At 72.8% G+C, this 13867-nt stretch carries 8 protein-coding genes; 4 read left to right on the top strand and 4 right to left on the bottom strand.

From position 1 onward, the window contains the following. The first annotated feature begins 9 nt into the window (after positions 1–9). The gene (locus QJ852_02805; GenBank protein WGX97372.1) at positions 10–2448 is read left to right on the top strand and encodes a hypothetical protein; all 2439 of its coding nucleotides are present in this window, start codon (positions 10–12) and stop codon (positions 2446–2448) included. On the opposite strand, the gene QJ852_02800 is transcribed toward QJ852_02805, so the two are convergent. Beyond that, complete coding sequence (locus QJ852_02800; protein WGX97371.1) at positions 2417–3859, bottom strand: VWA domain-containing protein; 1443 nt, start codon at positions 3857–3859, stop codon at positions 2417–2419. The two genes, QJ852_02805 and QJ852_02800, sit on opposite strands and share 32 nt — an antisense overlap. Before the next feature lie 7 nt (positions 3860–3866). Then, a complete protein-coding gene (locus QJ852_02795) occupies positions 3867–4760 on the bottom strand; it encodes a MoxR family ATPase (protein ID WGX97370.1) in 894 nt (297 codons plus the stop codon). Positions 4761–4881: 121 nt separating this feature from the next. Here QJ852_02795 and QJ852_02790 point away from each other — a divergent pair, with 121 nt between their 5' ends. The 3 genes from QJ852_02790 to QJ852_02780 all read left to right on the top strand — a co-directional run bounded on the left by QJ852_02790 (position 4882) and on the right by QJ852_02780 (position 8154). After that, positions 4882–5262 (top strand): hypothetical protein, encoded by a 381-nt coding sequence (locus tag QJ852_02790; GenBank protein ID WGX97369.1) that lies wholly within the window; start codon positions 4882–4884, stop codon positions 5260–5262. 361 nt (positions 5263–5623) lie between these two features. Then, positions 5624–6949 carry a right-handed parallel beta-helix repeat-containing protein gene (locus QJ852_02785; GenBank protein ID WGX97368.1) on the top strand — a complete coding sequence of 442 codons (1326 nt, stop codon included), beginning with the start codon at positions 5624–5626 and terminating at the stop codon, positions 6947–6949. A 5-nt stretch (positions 6950–6954) separates the two neighbouring features. Next, complete coding sequence (locus tag QJ852_02780) at positions 6955–8154, top strand: Dyp-type peroxidase (GenBank protein ID WGX97367.1); 1200 nt, start codon at positions 6955–6957, stop codon at positions 8152–8154. Between the two features lie 33 nt (positions 8155–8187). On the opposite strand, the gene QJ852_02775 is transcribed toward QJ852_02780, so the two are convergent. Both QJ852_02775 and QJ852_02770 read right to left on the bottom strand, forming a co-directional pair. Continuing rightward, entirely contained in the window at positions 8188–9000 is an 813-nt protein-coding gene (locus tag QJ852_02775) for a hypothetical protein (protein WGX97366.1), read from the bottom strand. A 125-nt stretch (positions 9001–9125) separates the two neighbouring features. Continuing rightward, positions 9126–13847, bottom strand: coding sequence for an SdrD B-like domain-containing protein (locus tag QJ852_02770; GenBank protein ID WGX97365.1), 4722 nt, complete (start codon positions 13845–13847; stop codon positions 9126–9128). Positions 13848–13867: the final 20 nt, after the last annotated feature.

The raw sequence follows: 13867 nt of genomic DNA, 5'->3' as shown, positions 1-13867 counted from the left end.
ATGGCCGGCGTGCGCCACCCCGACAACCCAGCCGCCGACTCCGGGGCACCGGCGGCACCGGCGGCCGCCCGCCGGGGGGACTGGACCGTCCGCCAGTCCCTCGGTGGCGCCGTGTCCCGAGGGCTGGCCCTGTGGCAGTTGGTGATGGTCTGGGCGATCCTGACCTCCGCCACCGCGCAGCCACCGGCGCTCCTCGTTCTGCTGCACCTCGCCCTCGGCCTGCTCGCGCTCGCGGCCGGGCGGGAGCTGCCGCGCGTCGTCGCTGTCGTGATCGCTCTCTACGCCCTGCTGCTCCTCGACTACCGCGCGATCGCCGACTCCGGGGACGCCCTCGGCTTCGTGACCAGCTGGACCTCGGTCCTGACCGCGGCCACGCCCTTCCTCGTGCTGCCCGTCTGGAGGGCAGCCGCCACGGCCGCACCGGCACTGGTCGGACTCGCGCTCGGGGCACCCGCGTCGTCGATCGACGGCGGCTCGCTCGCCGTGTGCCTGGCGCTGGCGATCACCATCGCGGCCGCCGCGGCCCTGATGCGCGCCCGCCTGCTCCTGCTGGCCGCGCGGCTCGACGCCGACGGTCTCGTCGAGGAGCAGGCGCTGCACGCCGCCGTCGCGCAGGCGGTCGCGTCGGAGATCGCCGAGGACGCTCGCACGGTTCACGACACCGCGATCAACACGCTGGGGGCGCTCGCCTCCTCCCGGTCCTGGAGCTCCGACGGCGCCGCGCTGCGCGAGCAGTGCCGCCGCGACGCGGCCACCGTCGAGTCCCGTCTCCTCCGCGACCGGGACGCGGTCGGCGACGACATCGGCCAGCCGCTGGTCGCCCCCACGCTCATCACCGTGCACCGCACCGGTCTCAGCGACCGCGAGTTCCAGCACTACAGCGCCCTTCTCCCCCGCCCGACCGCCCTCGGGCTCCGCAGCGCCGCCGCGGAGCTGATCCGCAACGCCGAGAGGCACTCGGGTGCCGGGCACGTCACCGTCGATGTCCGTCTCTCCGGCTCCTCGCTGGTGTGCAGCGTCGCCGACCGGGGCCGCGGTTTCGACGGCGCGCTCGTACCTGGCCGCGGCCTGGCCGAATCCGTCGTCGGGCGGGGCCGGGACGTCGGCTTCACCACCAGCATCGCCACCCGGGCGGGCGCCGGTACGACCGTCACGCTGACCTGCGCGCTCGACGCACCCCCGAGCGAAGGCGTCGACCCCAGCACCGTGACCGGGTCGGACGCGTCCCTGCCCGCCCTGGGGCGCGCGGCGACCCGGATCTGGACGGGGCTGGTGATCGGCGTCGGCCTGGTGATCACCGCGGTGACGCCCGCGCCGCAGCGCTGGCCCATGGCGGCGATGGTCGGCGTGCTCGTCGTGCTGGGAGGAGCGGAGTACCTCGCCACCCGGCGAACGGGCCGGACCCCGTGGTGGCTGATCTGCACCCATGTGGGCGCGATCCCCGCGCTCTTCGCCTTCGGCGCCCTGGTCCCGGACGTCGCCACGACCCCCGTCAGCTACTGGCAGGCACTCAGCGTCACGCCCCTGCTGTCGACGACGCTCGCGCGCCGAGGTCCGTGGCGGCGAGCACCGGGCATCCTCGTGGCGTCCGCGGTGTTCCTGGCGAGCTGCGCGGTCGTGGTCGGCGGCACCGTCGCGGGGGAGCGCGCGGCCGCGCCGACGGTCGTTCCCGCATGGGCGCTGGCGCAGCTCGGGCTCTTCGCGGGCATGGCAGAGCTGCACCGGCTCTTCGGCACCATGACCGCGCAGCTGCGCCGCGAGCAGCGCGAGATCCTGCGGCTGCGCCTGGCGACGGCGGCCGTACGGGCCCGGACGACGGCCCGCCGCCGCTGGACGGCCGCGGAGCTCCATGCATCCCTGGAGGTGTTGAAGCGGATCGGCGCCGGGATCGACGACCCCGGCGATCCGGCCGTCCGCGAGCGGTGCGGGCGCGAGGAGCACCACCTACGACAGGTCATCTCACTCAGCGCGATGCAGCCTCACCTGAACCCGTGGTTGGCGCGAGCCATGGCCGACGCGCGATCCCGCTCCGTGATCCTCACGGTCAGGATCGACGACACCGCCACCGTCTCCGAGGCGGAGGCGGCCACCGGGGGCGCCGCCGTCCTGCGGATCGTCGGCAATGCTCCCCGCGGCACCCGGCTCCAGGTCACCGTCCTCCACACGGCCAGCGGCCTGCGGACCTTCCTGGTGTCCGAGCAATGGTCGCTCGCGCCCTGGGCCGCGCTTCCCCTGCCACCGGGGTGGACGGTGTCCCACCGGTCCCTCGGTGCCCAGGACGTGCTGGAGCTGCACCTCCCCGCGTCCACGACGGCCGCCGCACTCCCCCGAGCGCCGGTGGATCCCCTCGCCCCTCCTGCCCGGCTCGCGCGGAGCTCTCGGCGCATCGACCTGCTTCGGGCCCGCGAGCTGATCCTCACCAGGCCAGGTCGTGCACGAACTCGCTGAGCTGGGTGAGGTTGCGGCACTCGATCATCCGCACGATCTCGCCGTACGCCGGAGCGGCGGAGTCGCCGGTGCCCCAGTTGCGCTCGTGCTCGGGGTTGAGCCAGAACGCCCGCTTCACCGAGCCGGCCAACCGCTTCAGGGTGTCCTCGTGCAGGTCGCTGTAGTTGGAGCGGGCGTCGCCGAGGATGAGCAGCGTGGTCTTCGGGGTGAGCGCGTCGAGGTGCGCCTCCTCGAACTTCGTGAACGCCCGACCGTAGTTGGTCCGGCCCCACAGCGCGGCGTGTGAGGTCGCCGCGGCGAGGTCGCCGAGCACGTCGACCGGGTCGGCGCCGGGCCGGAAGTGGCCGGTGACCTCGTGCACGTGGTCGATGAAGGTGAACGCCCGCATGCTCTGGAAGACCTCACGCAACGCGAAGACGAAGAGCAGCGTGAACTGCGCGAAGTTGGCCACCGAGCCGCTGACGTCGCAGAGCACGACGAGGTCCGTGCGGTGCGGGCGCCTGGGCCGGTGGTGGGTGGTGATCGGGACGCCGCCGGTCGCGATCGAGGCCCGGACGGTACGCCGGAAGTCCAGCGGGGCCGTGCGCGCATGACGGGAGTGCTGCTCCTTGGCGAGCCGGGTCGCGAGCCGGCGGGCGAGCGGGAAGATCTCCTTGCGCATCTCGTCCAGGTCGGCACGGCGGGCGGCCATGAACGCGAGCTTGTCGATGCTCGGGCGGATCGCGACGTCGGCGACGTGGTCGGGGCCCTTCTCCTCCGCGATCCGGCGGCGGGCGTCCTGCTCCACCAGTGCCGTGAACGAGCCGATCCGGCCGTGGGCCCGACGCCGGGCCTCCTCCTCGTCGGCGCCCTCGCCCATCAGACCGGCGACCAGCCGGTCGACCAGCTCCTGGGGCGCGACCCGCTGGAGCGCGGTGTAGGCCGACCACGACGACAGGCCCGGCCCCCGGCCGGGCATCGCGCCGAAGACACCGACCATCTCGGCAGCCATCCGGCGCAGCTCGGCCTCGTCGGGCTGCGCCGCCTCCAGCGCCTCGGCGAGACGGTCGCGGAAGTCCGCCAGCGCGGCGGCGTTGTCCCGGACCCCGGTCTCGGCGCCCTCGCCGGACCCGGCCGCGTCGCCGTCCCCGGCCTCGGCAGCCGCCCCGTCGCCCATCATCGCGGGGAAGTAGACGTCGAAGAGCGCGTCGAAGGTCGTGCGCTGCGCCTGCTTCTTGACCAGGGTGGCCGCGAACGCGTCGCGCACCGTCGCCCGCTCGCCCCAACCCTCGTCGTTGCGGCTCAGCGCGCCGAGCGCGGCCACGGCGTCGATGTCCTCGGCCAGCGACACCGAGAGCCCGGCCCCGCGCAGCGCCTCGACGAAGGCCAGCTGGCGCTCGAGGAGACCGGACTGCTCGGCGTACTCCGTCACGGCGTTCTCAAGCCCGGGCGAGCTTGAGCTCCTTGACCGCACGCTCGTGGTCGGACTGGTGCTTGAGGACGGCCCCCAGGGTGTCGGCGATCGCCGTCGCGTCGAGGTCGCGGATCTCCAGCGCGATCAGGGTTCGCGCCCAGTCGACGGACTCCGCGATCGAGGGCGCCTTCTTCAGCTCCAGCTCGCGCAGCCGGGCGATGGTCGCCACCACCTGCTCGGCGATCCGGTCGTCGAGCCCGGGCACCTGCTGCTGCAGGATCTGCCGCTCGCGCGCGGCGTCGGGGTAGTCGATGTGGAGGTACAGGCAGCGCCGCTTCACCGCCTCGGACAGCTCACGGCTGGCGTTCGACGTGAGGACGACGAAGGGGCGGCGGGTGGCCGCGACGGTCCCGAGCTCGGGGATGGTCACCTGGAAGTCGCTGAGCACCTCGAGCAGCAGGCCCTCGACCTCGATGTCGGTCTTGTCGACCTCGTCGATGAGCAGCACGGTCGGCTCCTCGCGGCGGATCGCCGTCAACAGCGGCCGGGTGAGCAGGAACTCCTCGGAGAAGATGTCGTCGTGGGTCGCGTCCCAGTCGACGCCCCCGCCGTCCCCGCCGCCCGCGTTGGCGGCCTGGATCCGGAGCAGCTGCTTCTTGTAGTTCCACTCGTAGAGCGCCCGCGCCTCGTCGAGGCCCTCGTAGCACTGCAGCCGCACCAACTCGGCGCCCGTCGCCCGCGAGACCGCCTTGGCCAACTCGGTCTTGCCGACACCGGCGGGGCCCTCCAGCAGCAGCGGCTTCTCCAGCGCGCCGGCGAGGTAGGTGGTGGTCGCCGTGGCGGCGTCGGCGAGGTAGCCCGCGGTCGCGAGCCGGGCGGCCGCGTCGGCCGGAGCATCGAACCAGGTCATGGACGCCATCCTGCCGTGCGGGCGTGTCGGACGCGTCACGCGGTCGTGACCCGAGCGGCCCGCGGTCGTTGTGATCGGCAGTGGGGAAGGCCCGGTTCCGGGCGATCGGCGAGCTGGCAAGGGGGACGTCGTGAACGACTCCGTCGCGTCCCCGGGCTGGGTCCGGGTGAGCGTCCACGCGGTGCGGACGGCGATCACGATCGCCGCGCTCACCCTGCTCGTCGGCTTCGGCGCGATCAGCCCCTCGGCGTCACCGCGACCGTACGGCCCGACGCCGCATCTCGACATGTCGTCGGGCCCGCTGGACGCGATGATGCAGGCCAACCGCTGCTCGGTCACCGGATTCGACCGCAGCGTGATTCCCAGCAAGGCGATCGTCCGCACCCCCCAGGGCACCACGGAGCTGGTCTCCTTCGACCGCGGCTGGGCCGTGTTCAGCGGCGAGGTCGCCGGCGAGCTGGTCGCGGTCTGTCTGGGGCCCGACGTCGCTCCGGCCGCCCGCCTCCCCTGACCTCGGCATCCGGCCGGATTCCGCTCAGGGAGTGCGCGCCAGGAGGCGCCCTGGAGGTGCGGCGAGCGCGCCGCGCTGATCCGCGCGTCCACGCAGATCAGCACGGGATCTCCGTTCCTCGGCCATGAGACCTCCTTGTTCTGTGCGTCCGCGCAGAACAAGGAGAAAGTCGACGCGGATCGACCTGTTTCGCCACTGATCTGCACGGACGCGCAGTTCCGATCAGCCACCTGGCCCCGGGCGCATCGGGGTGACCCGGATTCACCCGTCCGCAGCTGACCGGCGGGGCCGTGCGCCGCGAGAGCCCGTGGCTGACTACCGTTGGCGTGCGCACCGACGTACGAAGGAGCAGTGGTCGCCCGTGTCCGCAGTCCGACCTGCCGCAACGCTGCTCGCCGTACTCCTCGGAGCCGCCTGGCTGAGCGGGTGCTCCTCTGCCGACGAGGAGCCGGAGCCGGCGACTCCCGCCGCCGAGCGGTCCGAGGTCGTGCGGGTCCCCGAGGACGCGGCGACGCTCGGTGAGGCGCTGGAGTCGGTCGCGGAGAACGGACTGGTCCTCGTCGGCCCGGGCACTTACCCGGAGCAGGTGCTGGTCGAGATGCCGGGCGTGACCATCCGCGGCACCGACCGCAACGCCGTCGTGGTCACCGGCGAGGGCCGGCGGACCTCCGGGATCGTCGTGATCGCCGACGGCGTCACGGTCGAGAACCTCACCGTCACCGGTACGACGCTCTACGGCGTGCTGTTCACCGGCGTGCACGAGGGCCGCGAGGTACTGACCCCGGGCCAGGACGGCTACGAGTCGTTCGACCCCGAGCGCTTCCCGCCGTTGGAGCGGTTCCGGATCGACCACGTGACAGCCACCAACAACGGGCTCTACGGCATCTACGCCTTCAACACCCGGCACGGCGTGATCGTCGACTCCTGGGCGTCCGGGTCCGCCGACAGTGGGATCTACGTCGGCCAGTGCCGCGAGTGCGACACCGTCGTGTCCGGCAATGTCACCGCCCGCAACGCGGTCGGCTTCGAGAACGCCAACGCCTCCGACTCGCTCTCGATCGTCGGCAACCGGTTCAGCGACAACCGGGTCGGGATGACGCTCACCTCCAACTACCAGGAGGCGTTCGTCCCCCAGCGCGGCAACCTGGTGGCCGGGAACGTCGTGACCGACAACAGCGAGCAGCGGTCGCCCTCCCAGGCCGACGGCGGCTGGGGCATCGGCATCGGGATCGGTGGCGGACAGGACAACCGGCTGGTGCGCAACCTGGTCGCCGGCAACCTGCGCGCCGGCGTGCTCATCGACAGCGTCGAGGACGTCCCGAGCACCGGGAACGCCCTGGAGGACAACACCTTCCGCGACAACGGTGTCGACCTCGCGAACACCTCCGCCGAGCTCACCCCCGCCAGCGGCAACTGCGTCGCCGACGCCGCCGGCCTGTCCCTCCTCCCCCTCGACCTCCTCGGCCGCTGCGGCGCCGCGCAGCCGGCCGCCACCACCGCCGACCTGCCGGGCGGCCAGGCGCCCGAGGGGATGAGCTTCCTCGAGGTGCCGCTGCCGGGCGACCTGCCCTCGCTCGACGTCGGCGACGACGTACCGGTGCCGCTGCCGGCCACGATCATCCACCCGGACCTGTCCCAGATCACCGTCCCCGCCGCCTCCCTGCTCGCCGACCTCGGGCGAGGCTAGGTCCGGTGGAGGAGGAGCGGCGCCCGGCGACGACGCGCCGGCGACTGCTGGCCGGGTCCGCCGCCGGCCTGGCCGTCGGCGGAGCGGGCGGCCTCTGGGCCGGGAGCCGGACCGCCGACGACGCCGGTACGACGCCCGACGCCTCCGCCGACGGGCGCGGCGTCCCCGTCGCGGCGACCGGGAACCGGCAGGCCGGCGTCGACCGCCCCGCCACCCCGCCGCGCCAGCTGTCCTTCGTCGTCCTCGGCGAGCCCGCGGGCACGCGTCTGGACCGGGCCGCGGTGGCCGCCCTCCTCGCCGGCCTCGGCGAGGAGATCCGTGCCCTCACCGCGGCCGGGACACCGGACCCGCGGATGCCCGACGGCCCGGGGAACCTGACGGTCCAGGTCGGGATCGGCGCCGCCTGGGCGGACCTCGCCGCGCCGGGACTCGGCGACCGGGTCCGGCTGCCCGCCTTCCGCGGCAGCGACGCGCTGCCCGACCACCTCCGGGACGGCGACCTGGTGCTGGCCGTCGCCGCCGACGATCCCGCGCTTCCCGACCACGTCGTCGACCTGCTCCTCGCGGGCCTGACGGGTCCCGAGGGCCTCCGGGTGCGGTGGGTCCAGCGGGCGTTCCGCTCACCGGGGGAGGGCGCGGTCGTCCGCAACCCGCTCGGCTTCCGTGACGGCATCGTCCAGCCCGCGGACGCGGCCGCGATGGACGAGGGCGTGTGGCTCGCCGACGGGCCCGCGGCGGGCGGGACGATCGGCGTGGTCCGCCGATTCGCCCTGGCTGCCGCGGCCTTCGGCGCCCTCGACGCCGACGCCCGGGCGGCCGTGATCGGGCGCCGCGCCGACGGCACGCCGCTGAGCGGCGGCGACCCCGACGGCGAGGTCGACCTGACGGCGAAGACCCCGCACGGGGAGTACCTCGTGCCGGCCGACTCCCATGCCCGGGCCGCCCACCCCTCCTTCACCGGCTCCCCGCTGATGGCCCGGCGCAGCTATGCGATCCGGATCGACGGCGACGGCACGGCACCGCAGCCGGGGCTGCTGTTCTGGAGCTTCCAGAACGACGTACGGATCTTCGCTCGCACCCAGCAGCGGATGGATCGGGTCGACCGGCTGATGGACTTCGCGACACCGACCGCCGAGCTGGGCTACCTGGTGCTGCCGGGGTTCACCGCGGACCGGGCGCTCGGGGCGGGTCTCTTCGGCTCCTGATCGACCCGGCGCGTTTGAACGCGCCGGGTCGATTCAGCGCCGGGACGCCAGCACCTCGGTGGCCCGGTTGCGCAGGGCCGCGTCGGCTCCCCCGGAGTCGTCACCGGCGTCAGTATCGGCGTCGTCACGGACCACATCGATGCGAGCGAACTCGCCCTGGGCCTGGCCGAGGTAGGCCTCGAAGCGGAGCAGCGAGCCTTCGGCGTCGATCCAGTACCGGGTGCGGCCGGACTCGGTCGATCCACCCCCGGCGGACGGCGACGCCGTCGCCGACGCCGGCTGGGGACCTTCGAGGACGGAGACCCTGGTGCCGTCCAGCTCGTCGGCGCGCAGGTAGCGCGCTGTGCTCTGCCTCAGCAGCGCCGGGTTCTCCGGCCGGTCGCTGCCCAGGTTGAGGGCGAGCGCCAGGAAGATGTCGTGGGGATACTGTCGCGACATCGCCCGCTGGGTCCAGGCGCCCAGGTCGGGTGGCGGGTCGCCGACCGCCCCAGGGGCCGTCGCGACCGTGGCGAGGTCCCAGGCGGCGAAGCCGGTGTCCGTGTCGTCCTCGCTGGCGTCCTCACGGGTCGCGAAGGTGCCGTACGCCCGGTGCTCGCGCAGGTCGAGGGTGATGGCGTACGAGATCGTGGGCGAGCCGGGCCAGGCCATCGCGACCCGGATCGGGGACGCGGAGTACAGCTGGAAGCGCACCAGCGCCAGCAGCTCGGCCTCCTCGCCGGTCAGTGCCCGCGGCTTCTCGGGAGCCGGCGCCGCGTCGTCCGACCCGCAGCCGGTCGCCGCCATGGCCAGGCCGAGGACGCCGAGCGCGCCGCCGAGCAGGGTCCTGCGCTGTGCTCGCACCGTCATCCGCTGTCTCTCCGTCCTGATCCGATCCGGCCCATGCTCCCGGAACCCCACCGACGAGCCGCACCCCGGGTCCCGCTCACGCGGGAACCCGGGGTGCGGTTCGTCCGTGCTGCCGAGCCCCCGGCTCAGCTCACGGGGACCAGCGTCACCACCAGGTTCTTGCGGTAGTGGAACCGGCCGTTGCCGTAGGTCACCTTGTCGGTGCAGGTGACCAGCTGGACCCGCGACTTGCTCGTCATGGAGAACAGCTTCTTCGGCAGCAGCTTGGACCGGAGGTACCGCTTGGTCTTGACGACCTGGTACGTCCGGACCACGCCGGCCTTGTCGGTCAACTCGACGGTCTGGCCCTTCTTCGCCTTCTTGAGGTCGAAGAACGCGCCCGGCCGGTCGTGGTTGTCGGAGACGTGACCGACGATGACCGCCGTACCGATGACGTCACCCAGCTCGGCCGAGGTCCGCAGCCAGCCGGTGAGGTTCCGGTTGCCGGGGACGTTGGCCTTCTTGCCGGTCAGTCCGATCGGCTTGACCTTGGCCTGGATGCCGAGCTTGGCGAACCCGAGCTTGGCCGGCCGCGTCGTGCGGGCCGTGCCGCTGCGGTCGGCGCTGCCCTCGAAGCCGGTGTCGATCACCCGGACCGGGTTGACGCCACGGTGGACCAGGGTGGTCTCCTCGCTGAGTCCGCACGCGTGGGTGGCGGCCTTGTTGAGGTCGTCGGCCGTGGTGCTGGCGACCCAGGTGTAGTAGCCCGGGGCGTTGACCGTGATCGACGGGGTGGTCACCCGGCCGTTCTGGGGCGTGAACGCCACCGTGCCGACCGCGGTCGCGGGCGTGCAGGTCGCGGCGGCCCGGCTGCTGAACGGTCCGTACAGCGTCGCCGACCCGGTGGCGGTGCCACCGGCGCGGAAGCCGCTGATGGTGACGATGTCCGACAGCGCCACGCCCACCTTGGCCACGGCCTTCGACGTCTCCGTCGTCAGCGTGACCGCCGCCGGCAGCAGGACGAACCCGAAGTCCAGGCTCCGGTCGCTGTCGCCGTCCTCGAAGAGGCTCTTGGACTCCGCGCTCCAGGTCGAGGAGTCCGCCCCCCGGTCGTTGCCGGCCCCGGCCTGCGTCGGCTCGTACGGCGCCAGCGCCGTCTTGGTCGACGCCGCGTCGCGGTCGATCGAGACCGTGTAGGTCTGGCCGGAGGGAAGCAGCGGCAGCCCGTCGAACAGGTAGGCACCGTTGGCGTCGGTGGTCACCGGGCCCACGGGGTTGCCGTAGACGTCGGTCACCGGGTTGCCGTCGGGTCCGGTCAGGACCAGCACGACACCGGGGATTCCGGCCTCGCCCGCGTCCTGGACGCCGTCGCGGTCCGCGTCGACCCACACCAGGTCGCCGACCGAGACCGCCGGCCGCACGAACCCGAAGTCGAGCGTCGGGTCGCGGTCGCCGTCACCGGTCAGGTCGCCCGACTCCGCCTCCCAGGTCGAGGAGTCCGTGGCCGGCGTGCCCTGCCCGGTCTGGGTCGGGATGTAGTCGGCCAGTGCCGCGACCGTCGACGGGTGGTTCCGGTCGATCTTCACCGTGTAGTGCTGACCGGCCGGCAGGATCGGCAGGTCGTCGAACGAGTAGCCGCCGTCGGGTCCGGTGGTCACCGGGCCCACCACGTTGCCATGGATGTCGGTCACCGGGTCGCCGTTCGGACCCTCGATCGTGAGCACCACGCCCTCGATCCCCGGCTCGCCGCCGTCCTGGACACCGTCGCGGTCCGTGTCCGCCCACACCAGGTCGCCGACCGACACCTTCGCCGGCACGAAGCCGAAGTCCAGGGTCATGTCGCGGTCCTGGGGCTGCGTGAGCGGCCCGGAGGTGGCGCTGCCGGTCGACGAGTCCTTCGCGGGGTCGCCGCCCTGACCGGCCTGGGTCGGGACGTACGGCGCGAGCGCCGGCTGGCTGTTGTCGATCCGGACGGTGTAGCGATCATCCGGATCGGTGAGGACCGGCAGGTCGGTGAAGCTGTAGAAGCCGTTCGCGTCCGTCACGACCGGCCCGACGCCGGGAACCGGGTTGCCGTCGGGGCCCACCAGCGTGAGCGTGACTCCGGGGATGCCGGGCTCACCCGGGTCCTGGACGCCGTCACCGTCGGTGTCGACCCACACGAAGTCACCGACCGCGACCGGCTTCGGGGTGAACCCGAAGTCGAGCGTGAGGTCCTTCGCCCCCGCGGTGGTCAGCTCGGTGGAGTCCGCCGTCCACAGGGACGAGTCGAGCGCGGGGTCGCCGCCCTGACCGGCCTGGGTCGGGTTGTACGGCGCGAGGGCGGTCTGCGTCGACGCCGCCGTCTGGTCGATGGTCACCGTGTAGTGCTCACCGGCCGGCAGGACCGGCAGCTTGTCGAACAGGTAGTGGCCGTTCGCGTCCGTGGTCACCGGTCCGACCGGGGCGCCGTTCACGTCGACGACCGGGTCACCGTTCGCGTCGGTCAGCTTCAGCACGACGCCCTCGATGCCGGACTCGCCTGGGTCCTGGATGCCGTCGCCGTCGCTGTCGATCCACACGTAGTTGCCCACCGACACCGACGCCGGGCTGAAGCCGAAGTCGATGCTGTGGTCGTTCTCGCCGCGGTTGCCCGTGGTGATCGACGCCTGCGGATAGCTGGCGACGATCGTGCCGTCGGAGTCGAGGCGGTCCTGCTCCGGGCCGGCGCCCTGGTCCTCGTCGCTGAGAGTGACGCCCGCCAGCTTGCCGCTGCCCGTGTAGTCGGCCGGCTTGTCGAGGCGGATGACGTAGTCGGTGTTGAACCCGACACCGTCGGTGACGGAGTCGAAGTAGTACTCACCGCGCGAGTTGGTGACCTTGGTGGCGACGAGGTTGCCCTGGTCGTCGTAGAGGTTGACGGTGACACCGGCGATGCCTGCCTCGCCCGGGTCCTGGATGCCGTCGCCGTTCTGGTCGTCCCAGACCCGGTTGCCGATCTGGATCGGCGCGAAGTCGCAGAGCACCTCCATGTCGGCCATGCCCTGGCCCTTGCCGAAGCCGTCGGCCCCGGTCAGCCGGTTGCCGGTGTTGCCACCGCCGCCGGTGTCGACCTCGTCCGGGTCGCCCGTGGCGCCGCTGCCCACGGTCTGCAGGGCGTTGCCCGTACCGCGCGAGATCGAGGCGTAGCCCTGGGTGAAGATGCCCGCCGGGTCCATGATGTTGGTCGCGACACCGCGCTCGCCGCGGCTCAGCGCCATGCCGCCGAAGGCCGCCTCGGCGTGGATCGTGGCGTCGCCCTGGAAGTACTCGCCGGCCACCTGGCCGGTCGCGACCGGCGCGACACCGCAGGCACCGTTCATGTCCAGCGTGAAGGTGGTGTCCCCGGGCTCGATGCAGGCCTTGTTGATGTCACCGGTGACGTTGTAGTTGACCAGCCCGATGGACGAGCCACCGGTGCCCGTGGTGTCGGCGAAGTAGGTCGAGTTGACACCGAGCATCTGGTCGCCGGTGCGGTCGCGGAAGCCCACGATCAGGCTGCCGTCGTTCTCGACGACGATGTCGGTCAGCCACGCCTGCGGGTCCGGGATCTGGCCCGACTTGTTGCCGCAGGTGATGCCCTCGTCGTTCCACGGCCGGTAGGTCGTGTTGTCCCGGCCCCAGCATCCGGAGCCGCCGTTGCCCTGCCGGCGCGCGGTGAGCGGCTGGTCCATGACCGTACCGATCGGCGCGTAGGTGTCGGCGTCGTAGGTCAGCACGATCGCCTTCATGTCGGCGGGAGCCTGGCTGGACTCGGCCGAGCAGACGCCGCCGACGTAGAGCACACCCTTGCGCTCGCCCAGGGCGGCCGGGCGCCAGTCGGACGCCGCGGCGCAACCGGGGTTCGCGGACAGGTCCACGACGTGCGTCGGGGCGCCCATCGTGGCGGCGGACGCGTCGTACACGTAGAGCTTGCGCTCGAACAGGTTGATCACCTGGAGGTCGTCGCCGTCCTCGCTGACGTCGAGGTCGCCGAGCGACTCCTTGCCGACGGCGGGCGCGAAGTTCCAGTCCAGGCGTCCGCCCGGCAGCGTGTCGTTGGTGTGCGCGCGCGTGCCGACGTTCGGCACCGTGCCCCACAGCGTGGCGGGACCGCCGCTCGCGTCGGTCACGTAGATCGCACCGGCACCGCCGGGTCCGTAGGCGCTGCCGCGCTTGGCGAAGGCGCCCGCGAAGACCCGCCGGTCCTGCTTGCGGTAGCCGATGCCGTAGAGGGCGCCGGTCTCCGCCTTGTCGGACAGCGTGGTCTTGCCCAGGTCCGCACCCTCTGCGCGGTAGGGAGCGGTGACGAGCGTGTCGCCGTCGGCGTTGTCGGCCAGGCCACCGCCGCTGTTGAACATCGGCGGCTGGCAGGCCGTGACGATGAGGGGGTTCGACTGGCAGTAGTCGCTGGAGTCCCAGAAGGCCGTGGTCATCTCCACGGTCTGGTTGGCGTTGACGGTGACGAACTCCTCGTTCGGGGAGAGCCACTTCTTCGCCGGGGTCTCGGCCGTGCCCGTCTTCTCGTGCGCCGGCGCGGGTTCGAGGGTGGCCGGATCGGGGTTGATCGCCACGATCCGGTAGGAGCCCGGCGGGCCCACGATGTCGACAAGGCCGTCGGCGTCGGTCGTCAGGTCCTGGGTCGCCCCGGCCTGGTCGGTGACCCGGACGGTCACGCCGGCCAGGCCCGGCTCGATGAACGGGTCGTCCCATCCGCCGTCGCCGTTGTAGTCCTGGACGACGCGGACCTTGATGGTGCCGTCACCCGGCGCCGCCAGGGCCGGAGCCGCCAGCTGGGTGCCGCCCAGCACAGCCATCCCCGACGCCGCCACGGCCAGGGCCGTCAGACGTCGGGTCGTGTATCTGGGCACGGGTGGCGCCATCTGTGCGA

The sequence above is a fragment of the Nocardioides sp. L-11A genome, from assembly GCA_029961745.1.
Taxonomy (GTDB): domain Bacteria; phylum Actinomycetota; class Actinomycetes; order Propionibacteriales; family Nocardioidaceae; genus Nocardioides.
This window is presented reverse-complemented; position numbering and strand designations above follow the sequence as displayed.

Bases quoted from the DNA above. Each gene is read 5' to 3' on its own strand.
- QJ852_02775 (WGX97366.1), bottom strand. From the start codon at position 9,000: ATGACGGTGCGAGCACAGCGCAGGACCCTGCTCGGCGGCGCGCTCGGC.
- QJ852_02795 (WGX97370.1), bottom strand. From the start codon at position 4,760: ATGGCGTCCATGACCTGGTTCGATGCTCCGGCCGACGCGGCCGCCCGG.